Source organism: Acinetobacter sp. AKBS16 (assembly GCF_002899995.1).
GTDB classification, from domain to species: domain Bacteria; phylum Pseudomonadota; class Gammaproteobacteria; order Pseudomonadales; family Moraxellaceae; genus Acinetobacter; species Acinetobacter baumannii.
The window spans coordinates 1-1,466 of sequence record NZ_POYH01000038.1 but is presented as its reverse complement, the minus strand read 5'-3'; the positions used below and the strand labels follow the sequence as shown (position 1 = coordinate 1,466).

Here is a 1,466-nt window from a genome sequence, read left to right as displayed (position 1 = left end):
GGACAGGACCTGCGGCAGGTACTTCGGCAACGACAGTGACTCCAGGGCCTTGGCATATTGCGACCATGTTGCAGGCGATTGATGATTTGCCTATGAATATTGGTCTATTGGGTAAAGGGAATTTAAGTTTACCTGACCCCATTCGCGAGCAAATTAAAGCAGGAGTAATTGGGTTAAAACTACACGAAGATTGGGGTTCAACACCTGCGGCTATTGATAACTGTTTGAGCGTTGCAGATGAGTATGATGTACAGGTCGCAATTCATACGGATACATTGAATGAAGGTGGTTTTTTAGAAGAAACGCTAGCGGCATTTAAAGACCGTACGATTCATACGTACCATACCGAAGGTGCGGGCGGCGGGCATGCTCCCGATATTTTAAAAGCAATTGGGCAAAGTAATGTCTTGCCATCTTCGACCAACCCAACACGACCTTACACGATCAATACCATTGATGAGCATTTAGATATGCTCATGGTATGCCACCATTTAGACCCAGCAATTGCTGAAGATATTGCTTTTGCAGAAAGTCGTATTCGTCGTGAAACCATTGCTGCTGAAGATATTTTACAAGACTTAGGCGCAATTGCCATGATGTCATCTGACTCTCAGGCAATGGGACGTGTGGGTGAAGTGATTTTACGAACTTGGCAAACTGCCCACAAAATGAAAGTACAACGTGGCCCATTAGAGGGTGATAATGAGTTTCATGATAACAATCGCGTTAAACGCTACATTGCCAAATATACAATTAACCCGGCAATTACCCATGGTTTAAGCCATGAAATTGGTTCGGTTGAAGTCGGAAAACTTGCTGATTTAGTGTTATGGAAGCCTGCGTTTTTTGGCGTGAAACCTTCCATGATCATTAAAGGTGGCATGATTGCAGCAGCGCCAATGGGTGACATTAATGCTTCAATTCCTACACCTCAACCAGTGCATTATCGCCCAATGTTTGGTGCTTATCCACGTGGTGTACATAACACCTGTATTACCTTTTTATCTCAAGTCGCAATTGATAAAAAAGTTGCTGAGAAGCTAAACCTTAAAAAGTTAATCAGTCCCTGTAAAAACACGCGTTCAATTACCAAAGCCGATATGAAACACAATACATATTGTCCTGTTATGCAGGTTCATCCTGAGACTTACGAGGTGCGGGCCGATGGTGAATTATTAACGTGTGAACCTGCTGACGTATTACCAATGGCACAACGTTATTTCTTGTTTTAATGAGTTTATAGAGGTGATTTGCCTCATTACCTTATATATGAAAGAAATAAGTAAGGAGAGAAAAGCTAAATGAAAATTTACACCCAGCGTCTTGAAGATATTTCTCCTGATCAGGCATTTGAAACGGTTGAGCTAACGTTTGATACCCGACAAAAATCACGTTTTCGAGCGGCTTTAGCAAGTGGCGTAGATATCGGTGCGGATTTGCCTCGTACTGGCATTTTGCGTAGTGGT

The 1,466-nt window shown here is 42.6% G+C and carries 1 protein-coding gene and 1 pseudogene; both read left to right on the top strand.

Annotation, left to right across the window (positions count from 1 at the left end):
- Positions 1-1,232, top strand: a 1,232-nt coding sequence (ureC, locus tag C1642_RS05990; RefSeq protein ID WP_103236062.1) for an urease subunit alpha, incomplete at its 5' end; no start/stop codon positions are given.
- 69 nt (positions 1,233-1,301) lie between these two features.
- Positions 1,302-1,466: pseudogene (locus C1642_RS05985) on the top strand (urease accessory protein UreE); the annotation flags it as partial.